The following is a 15,226-nucleotide window of genomic DNA, read 5'->3' as shown; positions in this document are numbered from 1 at the left end:
AGTGGACGATCGCCAGGCGTTGCCGCCTCCTACCCCGGGGTTGATGCCCCGAGGGAGGAGGCGGCAGATCAGGCGCCGACGTAGTCCGCGAGGTGCTCGCCGGTAAGGGTGGAACGGGCGGCGACGAGATCGGCGGGGGTGCCTTCGAAGACGATCTGGCCGCCGTCGTGGCCGGCGCCGGGGCCGAGGTCGATGATCCAGTCGGAGTGGGCCATCACGGCCTGGTGGTGTTCGACGACGATGACGGACTTGCCCGCGTCGACGAGGCGGTCCAGCAGGCCGAGAAGCTGTTCGACGTCGGCCAGGTGCAGGCCGGTGGTCGGTTCGTCGAGGATGTAGACGCCGCCCTTGTCGGACATGTGGGTGGCCAGCTTCAGTCGCTGACGTTCACCGCCGGACAGGGTGGTCAGCGGCTGGCCGATGGTGAGGTAGCCGAGACCGACCTCGGTGAGGTGGGTGAGGATCTTGTGGGCGGCGGGAGTGCGGGCCTCCCCCTCGCCGAAGAACTCGCGCGCCTCGTCGACGGGCATCGACAGCACTTCGCTGATGTTCTTGCCCGCGAAGGTGTATTCGAGCACCTCGGCCATGAACCGCTTGCCTTCGCACACCTCACAGACGGTGGACACGCCTGCCATCATCGCCAGGTCGGTGTAGACGACGCCCGCGCCGTTGCAGTTCGGGCACGCGCCTTCGGAGTTGGCGCTGAACAGCGCCGGCTTGGCGCCGGTGGCCTTGGCGAACGCCTTGCGGATGTGGTCGAGCAGACCGGTGTAGGTGGCGGGGTTGCTGCGCCGCGAACCCTTGATGGGGGCCTGGTCGATGGAGATGACGCCCTCGTCGATCGGGATCGAGCCGTGCACGAGCGAGCTCTTGCCCGAACCCGCGACACCGGTGATCGCCACCAGCACCCCGAGCGGAATGTCGACGTCGACCTCGCGCAGGTTGTTGGCCTTGGCGCCACGGATCTTCAACGCGCTACCGGACTTTCGCACCGTCGCCTTGACGGCGGCGCGGTCGTCGAAGTGGCGGCCGGTGACGGTGTCGCTGGCACGCAGACCGTCGACGGAACCTTCGAAGCAGATGGTGCCGCCCTTGGAGCCTGCGGCGGGGCCGAGGTCGACGATGTGGTCGGCGATCGCGATGGTCTCGGGCTTGTGCTCGACAACGAGGACCGTGTTGCCCTTGTCGCGCAGGCGCAGCAGCAGGTCGTTCATGCGCTGGATATCGTGCGGGTGCAGGCCCGCGGTGGGCTCGTCGAAGACGTAGGTGACATCGGTGAGCGAGGAGCCGAGGTGGCGGATCATCTTGACGCGCTGGGCTTCACCGCCGGACAGGGTGCCCGACGGGCGGGACAGCGACAGGTAGCCGAGGCCGATCTCGACGAACGAGTCGAGGGTCTGGCGCAGCGATTCCAGCAGCGGCGCGACCGAGGGGTCCTCGATGCCTTTGACCCATTCGGCGAGGTCGGTGATCTGCATGGCGCAGGCGTCGGCGATGCTGACGCCGTCGATCTTGGAGGAGCGGGCTTCGGCGCTGAGCCGGGTGCCTTCGCAGTCGGGGCAGGTGCCGAAGGTGACGGCGCGTTCGACGAAGGCGCGCACATGCGGCTGCAGCGCTTCGACGTCCTTGGACAGCATCGACTTGCGGATCTTGGGGATCAGGCCCTCGTAGGTGAGGTTGATGCCGTCGACCTTGATCTTGGTCGGTTCCTTGTAGAGCAGGTCGGCGAGCTGCTTCTTGGTGTACTTCTTGATCGGCTTGGCGGGGTCGAAGAAGCCGCTGCCCTTGTAGATGCGGCCCATCCAGCCGTCCATGCTGTAGCCGGGGATGGTGAACGGGCCCTCGTCGAGGGACTTGTTCTCGTCGTAGAGCTGGGTGAGGTCGATGTCGTTGATGTTGCCCTTGCCCTCACAGGTGGGACACATGCCGCCGGTGATGGTGAAGCTGCGGCGTTCCTTGACGGTGACACCGTGCTTCTCGACGGCGACCGCGCCGGAGCCGCTGATCGAGGCGACGTTGAAGGAGAAGGCCTGCGAGGAGCCGATGTGCGGGTCGCCGAGGCGGCTGAACAGGATCCGCAGCATGGCGTTGGCGTCGGTGACGGTGCCGACGGTGGAGCGCGGGTCGGCGCCGAGGCGGGACTGGTCGACCAGGATGGCAGTGGTGAGGCCTTCGAGGACGTCGACGTCGGGGCGCGACTGGGAGGGCATGAAGCCCTGCACGAACGCGCTGTAGGTCTCGTTGATGAGGCGCTGCGATTCGGCGGCGATGGTGCCGAAGACCAGCGAGCTCTTGCCGGAACCGGAGACGCCGGTGAAGACGGTGAGCCTGCGCTTGGGGAGCTCGACGCTCACGTCGCGCAGGTTGTTGACGCGCGCGCCGTGCACGCGGATCAGGTCGTGGCTGTCGGCCGGCTCCACGGTCGGAGTGCTGGACTTCTTGGCCGTGCTCATAGATCTCCCTCGGTCAGTCGGCGTCGCCGGATATCGAATCTACCGGCGGTGGGGCTTACTTGGCCTGCTGGATTCGGACCATGTTGCCGGCGGGGTCGCGGAAGGCGCAGTCACGGACGCCGTAGGGCTGATCGGTGGGTTCCTGGACCACCTCGATGTCGCCTGCCTGGAGCTTCTCGAACAGGCCGTCGAGGTCATCGGTGGCGAGGTTGATCCCGGCGTAGGTGCCTTTGGCCATCATCTCCGTGATGACGCGGCGTTCCTCGTCGGTGATGCCGGGGTCGGCGGCGGGCGGGGTCAGCACGAGGGAGGTGTCGGGTTGGCCGGTGGGGCCGACGACGATCCAGCGCAGACCGCCGTAGCCGACGTCGCTGCGAACCTCGAAGCCGAGGGCGTCGCGGTAGAAGGCGAGCGCGGCGTCGGGGTCGTCCTGCGGGAGGTAGCTCTGGTGAATGGTGATGTTCATGGCGACCACGCTAATTACCCGCCGAAGCCGGCGCTTCTTGATTCCTGATCGGTCTGGTCACCTTCTTGACCACGCACGATGGCATGCCCTGGGTCGCTTCGGCCTGCTGCTGGCGGTAGACGCTGGGCGGCACGCCGACGAGTTCGGTGAAGCGGGTGCTGAAGGTGCCCAGCGAGGAAGAGCCCACGGCGAAGCAGACTTCGGTGACGCTCAGATCGCCGCGACGCAGCAGCGCCATCGCGCGTTCGATGCGGCGGGTCATCAGGTAGGAGTACGGCGATTCGCCGTAGGCGATGCGGAACTGGCGGCTGAGGTGCCCGGCGGACATGTGCACGCCGCGGGCGAGCGCTTCGACGTCGAGCGGCTGGGCGTATTCGCGGTCGATACGGTCGCGGACGCGGCGCAGCAGTGCGAGATCCCTGAGATGCTGAGGCCGCTCCGGGGTGCTGGTCACATGCGCGATCGTCTCACGTCCGGGCGGGGTTTCCCAGCACCGTAGGTGTCTGACCGTGATGGCACCATTCCTGTTCGTGACGACGAATGAACGGCCGATGCCGCCGCCTGATGCCGACGAGCGCGCGACGCTGGAGGGGTGGCTCGACTTCTACCGCGCAACGCTGGCAGGCAAGTGCCAGGGGCTCGACGACGCTCAGTTGCGTATCGCCGCCGCAGCGCCTTCGCCGCTGACTCTGCTCGGCCTGATCCAGCACATGGCCGAGGTCGAACGCAACTGGTTCCGCAGAATCCTCGCCGGGGAGTCCGCCCCGCCGATCCACGACCCGGATGCCGACACCGCCGGGCACGATGGCGGGTTCGAGGTATTCGACCACTCGACCTACGACACCGCCCTGACCGTCTGGAACGACGAGATCGCCTACGCCCGCCGCAACTGTGCCGCACGCCAGTTGCACGACACCAGTTCGTTCATGGATGGCCAGGTGAGTCTGCGCTGGATCTACACGCACATGATCGCCGAGTACGCCCGCCACTGCGGCCACGCCGACCTCATCCGCGAACGCATCGACGGAGCCACGGGCGTCTGAACTCTGTGCCGGTCGGTACCTCACCGGTCACGTGACGACCGTGTCCTCGTGATCGAAGTCAGGTGCGTACAGCGGCGATCTGGTCGAGGAAGTGCGGGCAGGTGCGGAAGTCCTCGGCGTCGCAGTCGAGGACATGGGTGACCGCGTCGAGGGCGGCGCGGGTGCGGGCGAGTTGGTCGGTCAGGCGGGTGCGGTGGGCGTGCAGGACCTGTTGGCGGGTGGTGCGGTCGGGGGCGCGGGTGAACAGGATGGCGAGGTCGTCCAGGGACAGGCCGGCCTTCTTGCCGAGGACGATCATCGCGATGGTGTCGAGGTCGGTGCTGCGATATCGGCGGCGGCCTGCGGAGTCGCGCTCGGGGGTGAGCAGTCCGCAGTCTTCCCAGTGCCGGAGGACGTGGGTGGGGAGGCCGAAGTGTGCTGCCGCCGCCCCGATCGTGGTGTGGTCACCCGCCATCCGTCGACCCTATGCCGTGGCGCGGTAGCGGGCGATGACCGCGGCGGGATGCCATGGGAGCCGGACGGTTCCGGTGTCGACCGTGCCGAACTGCGTGCGCAGCGCCTGCTGGATCGTCTTGGCGCCGGTGAACCGGAAGTCGTAGATCGCGAGGGCGCCGCCGGGTCGCAGAATCCGGTGTAGTTCGCGGGTGGCTGCGGCGAGGTCGGGCCATTCGTGCATGCTCAAGCTGGAGACGGCGAGGTCGATGCTCGCGTCGGGGTGTGGCAGGTCGGTGACGTCGGCGACGGCCAGCTCGGCGGGGTGGCCGTCGAGGTTGCGGTGGGCGATCTCGATCATGTGCGGGGACAGGTCGATGCCGAGCAGGCGGAGGTCTGGGCGTCGGGTCGCCAAGGTGGACAACAGTTTTCCCGGTCCGGTGCCGATGTCGACGACGGTGGCGGCGTGGGTGGTCGCGGTGTCGACGTCGGCGGCGATGCGCCGGTACAGGCTGCCGAGCAGGCGGGTGGCGCGGCGGTCGTAGCCGACGCTCTGTGCATAGCCGAAGGTGGTCATGGGACCACCGTGCCTGTTCAGGTCGACATGAAGTCAAGGTCGGCGGTGCGGCCCGGTGCCTGCTGGTACTGGCAGCAGAGGTTGGTGTGGGCGATGACGTCGTCGGGTCTCGGTGCGCCCCACGGGCATTTGCCGATTCAGAGCGGACGCAGGACGACGATGCCCGGCGTGGTGCGGACGTAGTCGGCCAGTGGGGTATCGACGACCTGGTAGTCGGCCAGGGAGGACGCATTGCGGAACACCGGGCCGGTGGAGGTGTGGACGACGATGCCGACATGGGTGACATCGAGGCCGGCTTCGGGGGTGTAGGCGCCGAGGAAGTCGCCGGTGCGCAGACCTGCCACGACTCCCCCGTCGACCGCGGCCGCGGGGATGTGAGTGATCGCGCGGTCGACGACGGGCAGGCCGGGCAGGTAGGTGCTGCCGTCTGCTTTGGCGTTGAGGTGCTTGGTGGTGGTGATCGCGGCGGGGCTCAGGCTCGCGGTGATGTCGGTGGCGGCGATGCGGCCGGTGGCGGCCCAGTCGGTGAAGAAGTGCTTGCGCTGAGTGAATTCGACGCGGCTGTCGACATAGCGGGTGGCGATCAGGTTCGTGACGAACTGGTCGCGGTCGGCGGAGCGGGAGGCGGCGTCGAGGTAGTCGAGGAAGGTGAAGCAGTCGACGCGGCGCAGGTCGACGACGAGTTGTTCGGGCTCGGTGGCGGATCCGACGAGCATGTTCGCACCGTAGGGGGTGCCGAGCAGGCGGGCGGAGAGCCGGGCCAGCAGTTCGCCCCGGTCGACGGCGCCCGCTTCGGCGCGCACGGCCAGCAGTTCGTCGATCTTGCGGCCGGTGGCGTCGTCGACGGTGGGTGCGCCGAAGGCGGGTGTGGCTGCGCAGACGAGCGCGGCGAGCACGAGCAGGATCCGGACGATGATGCGCAAGACGCCTCCAGCAGGCAACGGTCGATCGGTGCGAGCGGTTCCACCGTAGCCGGCGGGTCGGACGCCACCTCAGCTGTTGGTGGCGATGACCGCCCGACCGGTGATCTCCTCGGTCGCCGCGGTATTCCCGGAATGGTTGCAAGTGACTCGCGACCTTGCCGATGCTGCGTGATCCCGTACCGTTGTCGCAGGTAGTCCACGTTCACACGAGGTTCGCGAACAAATTGCTCGTGCAGGTTCCGACAGCATCACCGTTGCGGCGGAAGGGAAACCGACATGCGTGCTTTGACCGTTGTGCCGAACCAGCCCGGATCGTTGAGCATCGAGGACGTGCCGGATCCGGTGGCGGGGCCGAACGAGCTGCTCGTCGACGGGATCTCGCTCGGCATCTGCGGTACCGACCGTGAGATCGCCTCGGGCGTCTACGGGTGGGCGCCGCCGGGACGGGACCGGCTGGTGCTCGGGCACGAGTCGCTGGGCCGGGTGCGGACCGCGCCCGGCGGAAGTGGTTTCGCCGCGGGCGATCTCGTCGTCGGGATCGTGCGCCGACCCGATCCGGTGCCGTGTGGGGCGTGTGCGCGCGGCGAGTTCGACATGTGCCGCAACGGGGACTACGTGGAGCGTGGGATCAAGCAGATGGACGGGTTCGGGTCCAGCGCGTGGGTGGTGCCGGTCGATTACGCGGTGCGGCTCGACCCGTCGCTGGCACAGGTCGGGGTGTTGATGGAGCCGACGACGGTGGTGGCCAAGGCGTGGGATCAGATCGAGAAGATCAACAGCCGGGCCTGGTTCGATCCGAAGACGGTGCTCGTCACCGGAGCGGGACCGATCGGGCTGCTGGCTGCGATGCTCGGTGCCCAGCGAGGGCTTGACGTGCATGTCCTCGACCGGTCGACCGAGGGTCCGAAGCCGGGGCTGGTGGCCGATCTCGGCGGGACATTCCACACCGGTTCGGCCGCGGAGGTGGCCGAGAAGATCGACCCGGATGTCGTGATCGAGGCGACCGGCGCACCAGCGGTGGCGATGCAGGCCGCGAAGATCAACAATCCGGGGATGATCGTCTGCCTGACCGGAGTGTCGTCCCCCGGCAACGACGCCTCGGTCGATGTGGGCGCGCTCAATCGCAATATCGTGCTCGACAATGCGGTGGTGTTCGGATCGGTGAACGCCAACCGGCACCACTACGAGCTGGCGGCGGCGTCGCTGGCGAAGGCCGACCCGGAGTGGCTGGGCCGGTTGATCACCCGGCGGCTGCCGTTGGAGCGGGCGCTCGAGGCGTTCGATCCGGGTGTCCACACTGATATCAAGGTCGTCATCGACCTCTGAGCAGTTCAGATCTTGCAGCCGTCCGGGCCGCAGGTCTCGCCGTCGGACTCGGCGGTGATCACCAGCGGTGCCGGGCGGTCGTTCCACGCGGTGGTGAGCGCCTGGGTGAACACCTCCGTCGGCTGGGCGCCGGAGACGGCGTACTTGTTGTCGAACACGAAGAACGGCACCCCGGTCGCGCCGAGTTGCGCGGCTTCGAGTTCGTCCTGGCGGACGGCGTCGGCGTAGGCCTGCGGGTCGGCCAGCACGACCCTGACCGCGGCCTCGTTCAGGCCCGCGCGCACCGCGAGCGCGACGAGGCGTTCGGCGTCGGCGAAGACCGGTTCTGGCTCGGCGAAGTTGCCCGCGTAGAGCGCGTCCAGCATGGCGTCCTGCTTGCCCTGTTCGAGGGCGAAGTGCAGCAGGCGGTGCATGTCGAAGCTGTTGCCGTAGTCGCGGCCGGTGGTCTGATAGGGCAGCCCGAGCTGGGCGGCCTGGGCGCCGATGGCGCGCTCGTTGGCGGCGGCCTGGTCGACGCTGATGCCGTATTTGGCGGCGATCCGCGGGATGACCGGGCCGGTGTCACCGGCGGGCAGGCCGGGGTCGAGCTCGAAGGACCGGTGCACGACTTCGATGTCGTCGCGATGGTCGAAATCTGCCAGCGCCTCCTCGAAGCGGGCCTTGCCGAGGTAGCAGAACGGGCAGTTGATGTCGGTCCAGATCTCTACTCTGGTGGTCAAGCGGGCCTCCTCCGGCACACGAAAATCCGGCGGCGATCCGCCGAACATATCTGGACAGGCGTTCAAATTCTCGGGGTGTAACGACGGCAACGACGCCGCTATTCCCTGGCGCGTCCGGGCACGACGGGACGAGCACGAAGGAAACCGATGGCGTTCGATCGACGGAGGGGGTGGATGCAGGTGCCCGAAGGATTGACGGTGCCCCGCGCACTGGGCGGATTGTGGGCGGTACGGCACGCCCAGAGCGAGGCCAATGCCTGGTACGCGGACCCGGCGACCGAACTGCGGCCGATGCGCGGCACCGACGCCGAGGTGGACCTGACCGAGTACGGGCAGTGGCAGGCCCGGTGCCTGGGCGACTGGCTGGCGGGGCTGGCCGGGGTGCACCGGCCCGAGCTGGTGATCTGCTCCCCCTACCTGCGCGCCCGGCTCACCTGGGCGTTGATGGCCGAGGCCGCGGCCACCCGCAATCGGCACCTGCGACCGATCCGGACCCTGGTCGACGAACGGCTGCGCGACCGCGAGATGGGCGTGTTCGAACTGCACCCGTACAAGGCGATTCGCCGGCGCGCCCCCGATGAGGCGGCCCGCCGGGAGCGGGTCGGCAACTGGGTGTACCGACCGCCCGGTGGCGAGTCGCTGGCCGACGTGGCGGTGCGGGTGCGCAGCTTCCTCGACGAGCTGGACGTGGTCGCCGCGGGCGAGCAGGTGCTGGTGGTGACCCATGACGCGGTCGTGCTGTCGATGCGCTACATCCTGGAGGGGATGGGCGCGGCGGTACCGGATTCGCTCGAGCCCGTCCCGAACGCGTCGGTGTCGCAGTGGCGACGAGACGGTCCGCGACTGGGGCTGCGGGTGTGGGGCGAGGTCGGTCATCTCGGGAACACCGAGCAGGTCGGCTGAGCTCGATGCCCGCAGGGCGCCTCGGCTCCGGTGCCGAAATAGCGCCGATGGAAGAATGCTGGTCGTGGATATGGCGATCGGCTTGGTGGTTCTGGTCGGCTCGGCGGCCGCGCTCGCGGCGCTGGCCCGGCGATTCGGGGTGTCGGAACCTCTCGTCCTGACCCTCGCCGGCGTGGCCGCCTCCTATGTACCGATGGTGCCGCAGGTGCATCTCGAGCCCGAGGTGGTGCTGCTGGGGTTGCTGCCGCCGCTGCTCTACACCGCGGCGCTACGCACCTCGCTGGTCGACTTCAAGGACAACCTGCGCACGATCGCGTCGCTGTCGGTGGGCTTGGTGCTGTTCAGCACCTTCGCGGTGGCGCTGGTGGTGTGGTGGTTGCTGCCGGTGCCGTTCGCGGCGGCGGTGGCGCTGGGCGCGGTGGTCGCTCCCCCGGACGCGGTGGCGGCGACCGCGATCGCCCGCCGCACGGGGATGCCGCGCAGCATCGTGACCGTGCTCGAGGGCGAGTCGCTGTTCAACGACGCGACGGCGCTGGTGTCGCTGCGCGGGGCGATCGCGGCGATGGCCAGCGCGGTGACGGTGTGGCAGATCGGCGGTGACTTCCTGCTCGCCGCGCTCGGCGGCGCGGTGATCGGCGGGGCGGTCGCGGCGGGACTGGTGTTGCTGCGCAAGCGGATCAACGATCCGGTGCTCGACACCACGGTGTCGCTGCTGGCACCGTTCGTCGCCTATCTACCGGCCGAGCATGTGCACGCCTCCGGCGTGATCGCGGTCGTGACCTGCGGGATGATCCTCGGTCACGGCGCGCAGCGGTGGCAGGGCGCCGCGTCGCGGGTCGCGGAGACGACGAACTGGCGCACCATCCAGTTCATTCTGGAGAGCGCGGTCTTCCTGATCATCGGCCTGCAGGTGCGCTGGATCGTCGACGGCGCCTGGCACAGCGGCCTCGACCATCGCACCCTGCTGGTGGCGGCGGTGGCGGTGCTCGCTGCGGTGATGCTGGCGCGGCCCGTCTGGGTCTTCACCCCGGTCCTGGTGGCCCGGCTGTTCGGGCGCACGACCGAGCCGTTGAGCCACGCCGCGGTGGTCTCGTGGGCGGGGATGCGTGGCGTGGTGACCTTGGCCGCGGTGCTGTTGCTGCCCGCCTCGACACCGCAGCTGCAGGTCCTGGAACTGCTCGCGCTGGTGGTGGTCGGTGGCACGCTGCTGGTGCAGGGCACCTCGCTGCCGTGGCTGGTGCGGTTGCTGCGCCTGCGCGGGCCGAGTCGCGCGGAGGACGCGCTCGCGAAAGCCGATCTGCTGCAACAGGCTACGAGCGCGGGCATGGCCGAACTGGACAAACAGATCGGTCCCGACACGCCGGAGCCGGTGGTCGAGTCGCTGCGGCAACGGCTGATCTGGCGCACCAACGCGGCCTGGGAACGGCTGGGTCGCCCCGAAGCCGAACTGACGACCCCGACCGCGGAGTACCGGCGAATCCGGCTGGCGATGCTGGGCGCCGAACGCGAGGCGGTGCTGCGAGTCCGCGATGCCGGGACGGTGGATTACGAGGTGCTCCAGCATGTGCTGGCGCGGCTCGACCTCGAGGAGTCGATGATCGATCGGTTCGACGAGGCCGACGACGAACCGGGCGTCGAACCGCTCACCGGTGCCGGCGCCGCCGAGGGCTGCGCGCATCTCGAGCAGGCACCGCTGCTGCGGGAGCCGGTCGGTGACCTGGTGTGCACCCAGTGCGTCGAGGAGGGCACGCCCTGGGTGCATCTGCGCATGTGCACCGACTGCGGCAATATCGGCTGTTGCGAGTCCTCGCTGGGCAACCATGCCAGCGCTCACTTCGCGGCGACGGCGCATCCGGTGATGCGCAGTGTGGAGCCCGGCGAAGTCTGGCGCTGGTGCTACGTGGACGAGCAGCTCGGCTAGCGGCGGTGCGAGTAGATCAGGCGCGCGTATTCGGTGAGCAGGCGGTCCAGTTCGGTGGGTTCACCGGTCGCGGCGAGCTGCTGGTAGCCGATCAGCATGGCCATGCCGAACTCGGTGACGACCGACGCGGTCGCCTCGTCGCCGACGACGCTGTCGATGACACGGTGCACGGTGCGCCTGCGCGATTCGTCGACCCGCTTGACCGTCACGTGCACCGACTCGTCGTTGGCGGCCCAGGCGCGCAGCGCGGCTTCGGCGCCGTGTTCGAGTCCGCTGGCCAGCGCCGACATGGCGCGTACGTCGGCATCGGGATCGCCGTGGCCGACGTCGAGCGCGCGTAGCTCGATCATCTGCCGGTTCTCCCAGTGCTCCAGGAGCGTGTCGACGAAGCCCTGCCACGAGCCGAAGTGGTGGTAGAACGAGCCGCTGGTGACACCGAGGCGACGGCACAGCACACCGATGTTGAGACCTTTGAAGCCGAACTCGGCGAGCACCGCCACCGCGGTGTCGTAGTACTGCTCCTTGGTGACCACTCGGGACATCGCGATGCCGATCTGTTCGTGCGGACAGGGCCGAAGAATGCGAACAGTACCCGATCGTAACGAGGCCTCGTGCGAACGTAACGAAGTCCATGCTGTGCCGGAATCTCCGAACGTGGGATCGAAATACCAAGTGCTGGAACATAATACGCGTACTACCAGCAGATGAGGGCACCCGAATGGAATAACAGAGCAGACGCTCTGTAAACTTTTGTTCATGCCGAGACCGCGCACCCACGACCCGGAGACCGTGCTGGACGCCGCCGAAAACATCGCCGCGCGTTCCGGTCCCGCCGCGGTGACCGTGCGCGCCGTCGCCGCCGCGACCGGCGTCTCCAACGGCGCGCTGTACCACACGTTCGGGTCACGTCAGGAAGTGCTGGCGCGCACCTGGTTACGCGCGGCCCGCCGCTTCCTGGCCCTGCAGGCCGCTGACATCGACCGCGCCGTCGACGCCGCCGAACCGAGCGCCAGAATCGATGCGGTCGTCGACGCCGCCGAGACCCCGGCTCGCCTGGCCGACACCCACCCCGATTCGGCCCGCCTGCTGCTGCTCGTCGACCGCGCGGACCTGCTCGCCGGAGACCTGCCCGCCGACCTCGCGCGCGAGATCGCCGCCACCGAGAAGGCGCTGCTCACCGCGCTGACCCGGCTCGCCCGCGCCCTGTGGGGTCGCGCCGACCGGCGCAGCGTCGCCACCGTCACCACCTGCCTCGTCGACCTGCCGACCGCGCTGCTGCTGCGCCGCGACCGGCTCACCGATCCCCTGGCCCGCAGACAGTTGCGTGCCGCCGTCCGTGCCGTCCTCGAACTCGGCCCCCGCTGAAAGGAACCACCCATGCCCACCCTGCGCCACCACGACGCGATCGCGATCCTCGACCTCGGTGACGGGGAGAACCGCTTCTCCCTCGACTTCATGACCGAGGTGCACACCCACCTCGACGCCGTCGTCGCCGCGGGCGCCGCCGCCCTGGTGACCACCGCGACCGGCAAGATCTACTCCAACGGCCTGGACCTGGACTGGCTGTCCGCCAACGGCGACCGCGCCGCCGAATACGTCGAAGCCGTGCACACCCTGTTCGGCCGGATGCTGACCCTGCCGATGCCGACCGTCGCCGCGATCGGCGGCCACGCCTTCGGCGCGGGCGCCATGCTGGCGATCGCGCACGACTACCGGGTGATGCGCGCCGACCGCGGCTTCTTCTGCTTCCCCGAGGCCGACATCCGGATCCCGTTCACCAACGGCATGGCCGCGCTGATCCAGGCCAAGGTGACCCCGAAGACGGCGATCGCCGCGATGACCACGGCCCGCCGCTTCGGCGGGACCGACGCGCTGTCCTACGACCTGGTCGATGCCGCCGTCGCCGAGGACGCGGTGCTCGACACCGCGCTGGCTATGGTCGCGCCGCTGGGCGGTAAGGATCAGGGCACGCTCACCGCCATCAAATCGGTGATGTTCGCCGACGTCTTGGACGCGTTGCGCGGCAAGGACTGACAGCGATCACGGCAGCCGGGGGCCCTTGCCCAGATAGACGTCACCACGATCGTCACTGGCCCAGCCGCCCCCGGTGTAGTCGCCGAGCACGAAACACGCGTCGCAGAACTGCTTGCCGAACACCGACAGGTAGATGCTGCGATAGGAGCTGATCGCCCGCATCTTCACCGACTTGTAGGCCGCCTGCGCGCTCGGCTGTGCCTCCAGGAACGCGTACCGGCGGAAATCGGCGACCGGTTCGGTGGAGAAGCGGACCAGCCCGAGCCTCCTGAGATTGCCCAGATAGTGGTGATCACGTTCGGGCAGTGCGCATCCGGCCATGTAGGCGATCATGTTGATGCCGTCGGCCAGGCGTTGCGAGCCGATCCCGAACGGCGCCTTGGTGCGGATATCGATCGCCGGTTGCGGACCGGCGACGGCGAGGAAGCGCAGGATGCGGGCCTCGTCGGGGGTCAGGTCGTGCAGGATCGGCACGAACGAGGGGTGCAGATCACGGGGCTGCTGCGCCGAATCCCAGCCCTCGGTGATCATCGCATCGCCCATCGCCTTGAGATCCTCGGCGCCGACGCTGGGATCGACATTGCCGTACACGCCGGCGGCGGTGCTGGTCAGGCCGAGGGCGCTGAGCGCTATCCGGCGCAGCGATGCGACCCGCCGGTCGATGATATGCGACACCGGTTCGCCCGCGCGGATGTCGTCGGCGATGTCGGTGGCGGTGTGCAGCGCACCCGTGGTGACCGCACCGACGATGTGGCGCAACGACAGTCCGGCGATGCGCGCCAGCCCGACCAGGTCGGTGGGGATCCCGGGTTCTGGGGCGGGTTCGGGGAGATTCTTGCGCTCGTCCATGCTCAGACTCCGAAGACCAGCAGGTGCAGTGCGCCGACGAGGATACCGAGCGCGCCGCCGTGCGCGTACAGCAGCCAGGCGTCCTGTTCGATGGCCGTGTACAGCATTTCGACGAACTCGTCCGGCGGCAGTTCGCGCAATTTCTCGGTGGCCAGGCGGTCGACGCTGGCGGCGGTGGTCTGGGAGAACTCGACGTCGTCGACCAGCCACGGCTTCATCTCTGTCGCCAGGCTCGCGCCCGCGGTGGCCTGGATGGCGTCGAACTGGCGTGGCCCGACCGCCAGCCGGGTCACCGACCGCAGCGGGCCGAGCACCCGGTCGATCTCGGCCTTGAGGAAGTGCGCGATGACCGCACGGGTCTTGTCACCACTGGGTCCCTCGAGGAGCTGTTCGGCGACCACGTCGAGGGTGACGATCTGGTACCCGATCGCGTGCCCGAGGTCGGCGGCCGCCTGATGCTGGCGTTTCGCGAATTTCGCGACCCGCCACGGGTATTTGTAGCGCGGCTGCGGTGTGGCGGGTTCGAACACCACCTTGATGGCGATGATGTTGACCAGCACACCGACGACAGCACCACCGAGCAGCACCCACGCCCACGCGGGCAGGAAGTGCAGAATGCCGTCGAGCCAGCCGGGCAACGAGATCAGCGCGGGTGTGTCACCGTGCGGAGTGCTGTAGTGCAGCAAGGACAACCACAGCGCGACGATCACGCCGAACGGGTACCCGATCACCCCGCTGCGGGTCATGAACCGCAGCTCCGGCGCCCCCAGCCCGTAGATGACATCCTTGAGGAGTTCGGGGCGCCGCCGCAGATATCCGACGACCATCAGCTTCACATCGAGCAACTGGTTGATATTGGCGCCGATGAAATCGAAGGCGCGGTCGGTGATCGCGGGAAGTTCCGCTTCGACCCGCGAGTACACGACTTCGCGTGCGCGCGGCGGCATGTCGGCCCACAGCTGCGGATGCTCGGTGGTCATGATCGAATCGACCATCGAGCGCACGTTCGGGAGCGCCACCTGCGCGACCTGTGCGGAGATCTTGCGCGGATCCATCTGGTCGAAGAAGTCTTTCGCGGTCCCGATCTTGGCGACGGCGTTGTCGACCATCAGGCTCGCCATCTTCTCCGCGCGAGCCGGGATGAAGCCCTGGAAGCCGAGGATGCCGCCGGGCGCGAAGGTCGGCAGGATCTGTACCTTGCGTGGCAGCAGCGGGAAGATCGTCTTGAGGCCGGGCACGTAGAAACCGGTGAACCGCACCGGCGCGAACAACATGATCACGCCGGTCCAGTTGGTGATCAAACCGGCCATGGCGCTGAAGATCGGGATGCTGATCATGTCGACCCAGAACTTGCTCAGGCCGGTCGTCTTCTCCCAGTCGAGCAGGCCGAAGAAGCCCGCCGCTCCGATCTCAGCATTCATCCGGCGTCCACTCCGTCGTGTTCCGAACCTCGCGCGTCCGGTCATCATAAGTGAACGAACAGGCGGTTCCGGGCAAGTTCGACGGTTACCCGCTAAACCGGAGCAAACCTGAAATCAGCCCTATACCGCGGCGTTGATCGCGTAGGGTGCCTGCGGATT

16 protein-coding genes are annotated in these 15,226 nt (G+C 68.3%); 6 read left to right on the top strand and 10 right to left on the bottom strand.

Translation table 11 applies throughout. From position 1 onward, the window contains the following. Positions 1 to 68 precede the first annotated feature (68 nt). Genes ACFVAV_RS14960 through ACFVAV_RS14950 form a run of 3 tightly spaced genes read right to left on the bottom strand, consistent with a single transcriptional unit; the run spans position 69 to position 3,373 of the window. Positions 69 to 2,453, bottom strand: coding sequence for an ATP-binding cassette domain-containing protein (locus ACFVAV_RS14960; protein WP_379035106.1), 2,385 nt, complete (start codon positions 2,451 to 2,453; stop codon positions 69 to 71). 55 nt (positions 2,454 to 2,508) lie between these two features. Further along, on the bottom strand, positions 2,509 to 2,919 hold the full coding sequence (locus ACFVAV_RS14955; RefSeq protein ID WP_379035104.1) for a VOC family protein: 411 nt from the start codon (positions 2,917 to 2,919) through the stop codon (positions 2,509 to 2,511). A gap of 10 nt (positions 2,920 to 2,929) precedes the next feature. Then, positions 2,930 to 3,373, bottom strand: coding sequence for a helix-turn-helix transcriptional regulator (locus ACFVAV_RS14950; protein ID WP_379035102.1), 444 nt, complete (start codon positions 3,371 to 3,373; stop codon positions 2,930 to 2,932). A gap of 76 nt (positions 3,374 to 3,449) precedes the next feature. Here ACFVAV_RS14950 and ACFVAV_RS14945 point away from each other — a divergent pair, with 76 nt between their 5' ends. Further along, on the top strand, positions 3,450 to 3,962 hold the full coding sequence (locus ACFVAV_RS14945; protein ID WP_379035100.1) for a DinB family protein: 513 nt from the start codon (positions 3,450 to 3,452) through the stop codon (positions 3,960 to 3,962). Between the two features lie 58 nt (positions 3,963 to 4,020). Here the strand turns inward: ACFVAV_RS14945 and ACFVAV_RS14940 are convergent, their stop codons facing one another. The 3 genes from ACFVAV_RS14940 to ACFVAV_RS14930 form a co-directional block, all read right to left on the bottom strand. After that, entirely contained in the window at positions 4,021 to 4,416 is a 396-nt protein-coding gene (locus ACFVAV_RS14940; protein ID WP_379035098.1) for a MerR family transcriptional regulator, read from the bottom strand. Between the two features lie 9 nt (positions 4,417 to 4,425). Further along, the gene (locus tag ACFVAV_RS14935; RefSeq protein ID WP_379035096.1) at positions 4,426 to 4,971 is read right to left on the bottom strand and encodes a class I SAM-dependent methyltransferase; all 546 of its coding nucleotides are present in this window, start codon (positions 4,969 to 4,971) and stop codon (positions 4,426 to 4,428) included. 137 nt (positions 4,972 to 5,108) lie between these two features. After that, complete coding sequence (locus ACFVAV_RS14930) at positions 5,109 to 5,894, bottom strand: N-acetylmuramoyl-L-alanine amidase-like domain-containing protein (RefSeq protein WP_379035094.1); 786 nt, start codon at positions 5,892 to 5,894, stop codon at positions 5,109 to 5,111. A 276-nt stretch (positions 5,895 to 6,170) separates the two neighbouring features. On the opposite strand from ACFVAV_RS14930, the gene ACFVAV_RS14925 reads away from it, so the two are divergent. After that, positions 6,171 to 7,220 carry a glucose 1-dehydrogenase gene (locus tag ACFVAV_RS14925; RefSeq protein ID WP_379035091.1) on the top strand — a complete coding sequence of 350 codons (1,050 nt, stop codon included), beginning with the start codon at positions 6,171 to 6,173 and terminating at the stop codon, positions 7,218 to 7,220. Between the two features lie 5 nt (positions 7,221 to 7,225). Here the strand turns inward: ACFVAV_RS14925 and ACFVAV_RS14920 are convergent, their stop codons facing one another. Then, entirely contained in the window at positions 7,226 to 7,939 is a 714-nt protein-coding gene (locus ACFVAV_RS14920; protein WP_379035089.1) for a DsbA family oxidoreductase, read from the bottom strand. A 174-nt stretch (positions 7,940 to 8,113) separates the two neighbouring features. On the opposite strand from ACFVAV_RS14920, the gene ACFVAV_RS14915 reads away from it, so the two are divergent. Beyond that, entirely contained in the window at positions 8,114 to 8,842 is a 729-nt protein-coding gene (locus ACFVAV_RS14915) for a histidine phosphatase family protein (protein ID WP_379035087.1), read from the top strand. A 55-nt stretch (positions 8,843 to 8,897) separates the two neighbouring features. Next, positions 8,898 to 10,763, top strand: a complete 1,866-nt coding sequence (locus ACFVAV_RS14910; RefSeq protein WP_379035085.1) for a Na+/H+ antiporter — start codon at positions 8,898 to 8,900, stop codon at positions 10,761 to 10,763. On the opposite strand, the gene ACFVAV_RS14905 is transcribed toward ACFVAV_RS14910, so the two are convergent. Beyond that, a complete protein-coding gene (locus ACFVAV_RS14905; RefSeq protein ID WP_379035083.1) occupies positions 10,760 to 11,305 on the bottom strand; it encodes a TetR/AcrR family transcriptional regulator in 546 nt (181 codons plus the stop codon). The genes ACFVAV_RS14910 and ACFVAV_RS14905 overlap by 4 nt on opposite strands. Positions 11,306 to 11,519: 214 nt before the next feature. Here ACFVAV_RS14905 and ACFVAV_RS14900 point away from each other — a divergent pair, with 214 nt between their 5' ends. Next, positions 11,520 to 12,128, top strand: a complete 609-nt coding sequence (locus ACFVAV_RS14900) for a TetR family transcriptional regulator (protein ID WP_379035081.1) — start codon at positions 11,520 to 11,522, stop codon at positions 12,126 to 12,128. Positions 12,129 to 12,140: 12 nt separating this feature from the next. Then, positions 12,141 to 12,797, top strand: a complete 657-nt coding sequence (locus tag ACFVAV_RS14895) for an enoyl-CoA hydratase-related protein (RefSeq protein WP_379035079.1) — start codon at positions 12,141 to 12,143, stop codon at positions 12,795 to 12,797. A gap of 6 nt (positions 12,798 to 12,803) precedes the next feature. Here ACFVAV_RS14895 and ACFVAV_RS14890 read toward each other — a convergent pair whose 3' ends face one another. Together ACFVAV_RS14890 and ACFVAV_RS14885 are read right to left on the bottom strand one after the other, a co-directional pair. After that, positions 12,804 to 13,646, bottom strand: a complete 843-nt coding sequence (locus ACFVAV_RS14890; protein WP_379035077.1) for an Abi-alpha family protein — start codon at positions 13,644 to 13,646, stop codon at positions 12,804 to 12,806. A 2-nt stretch (positions 13,647 to 13,648) separates the two neighbouring features. Further along, positions 13,649 to 15,067, bottom strand: coding sequence for a hypothetical protein (locus ACFVAV_RS14885; RefSeq protein WP_379035075.1), 1,419 nt, complete (start codon positions 15,065 to 15,067; stop codon positions 13,649 to 13,651). Between the last annotated feature and the right edge of the window lie 159 nt (positions 15,068 to 15,226).

This window comes from Nocardia sp. NPDC057663 (assembly GCF_042799895.1).
In the GTDB taxonomy this organism is placed as follows: domain Bacteria; phylum Actinomycetota; class Actinomycetes; order Mycobacteriales; family Mycobacteriaceae; genus Nocardia.
This window is presented reverse-complemented; position numbering and strand designations above follow the sequence as displayed.

Bases quoted from the DNA above. Each gene is read 5' to 3' on its own strand.
- ACFVAV_RS14960 (WP_379035106.1), bottom strand. From the start codon at position 2,453: ATGAGCACGGCCAAGAAGTCCAGCACTCCGACCGTGGAGCCGGCCGAC.
- ACFVAV_RS14955 (WP_379035104.1), bottom strand. From the start codon at position 2,919: ATGAACATCACCATTCACCAGAGCTACCTCCCGCAGGACGACCCCGAC.
- ACFVAV_RS14940 (WP_379035098.1), bottom strand. From the start codon at position 4,416: ATGGCGGGTGACCACACCACGATCGGGGCGGCGGCAGCACACTTCGGC.
- ACFVAV_RS14935 (WP_379035096.1), bottom strand. From the start codon at position 4,971: ATGACCACCTTCGGCTATGCACAGAGCGTCGGCTACGACCGCCGCGCC.
- ACFVAV_RS14925 (WP_379035091.1), top strand. From the start codon at position 6,171: ATGCGTGCTTTGACCGTTGTGCCGAACCAGCCCGGATCGTTGAGCATC.
- ACFVAV_RS14915 (WP_379035087.1), top strand. From the start codon at position 8,114: ATGCAGGTGCCCGAAGGATTGACGGTGCCCCGCGCACTGGGCGGATTG.
- ACFVAV_RS14910 (WP_379035085.1), top strand. From the start codon at position 8,898: ATGCTGGTCGTGGATATGGCGATCGGCTTGGTGGTTCTGGTCGGCTCG.
- ACFVAV_RS14905 (WP_379035083.1), bottom strand. From the start codon at position 11,305: ATGTCCCGAGTGGTCACCAAGGAGCAGTACTACGACACCGCGGTGGCG.
- ACFVAV_RS14900 (WP_379035081.1), top strand. From the start codon at position 11,520: ATGCCGAGACCGCGCACCCACGACCCGGAGACCGTGCTGGACGCCGCC.
- ACFVAV_RS14895 (WP_379035079.1), top strand. From the start codon at position 12,141: ATGCCCACCCTGCGCCACCACGACGCGATCGCGATCCTCGACCTCGGT.
- ACFVAV_RS14890 (WP_379035077.1), bottom strand. From the start codon at position 13,646: ATGGACGAGCGCAAGAATCTCCCCGAACCCGCCCCAGAACCCGGGATC.
- ACFVAV_RS14885 (WP_379035075.1), bottom strand. From the start codon at position 15,067: ATGAATGCTGAGATCGGAGCGGCGGGCTTCTTCGGCCTGCTCGACTGG.